This window comes from Bartonella sp. AA2SXKL, from assembly GCF_042197205.1.
Classification (GTDB): domain Bacteria; phylum Pseudomonadota; class Alphaproteobacteria; order Rhizobiales; family Rhizobiaceae; genus Bartonella.
In genome coordinates this window covers 1-259 of record NZ_JBHIRN010000168.1, presented here as the reverse complement: position 1 = coordinate 259, position 259 = coordinate 1, and the positions used below count along the sequence as shown (strand labels likewise).

Below are 259 nucleotides of genomic sequence, written 5' to 3'. Positions count from 1 at the left end.
CTCTTTATATGGCTGAATATGCTTCGGCTCGATTGCGATCAATAGTAAAGCCATTGTTGGAAGTTCTTGCGGGTATTCCAACCATTGTTTATGGCTTTTTTGCTCTGAAGTTTGTCGGACCATTTTTACGTGATCTCTCTGTTTCTCTCTCTGGTGGTGTTGGTTTTATTATGGCTCAAAGTGTTTTGACCGCTGGAGTTGTGATGGGAATTATGTTGATACCTTTTGTTTCCTCTTTGTCAGATGATGTTATTACCGC

Annotated in this window: 1 pseudogene; it reads left to right on the top strand. The window is 40.5% G+C overall.

The features are described from left to right. Positions 1–259 (top strand): annotated as a pseudogene (locus tag ACFINS_RS10470) (phosphate ABC transporter permease subunit PstC); the annotation flags it as partial.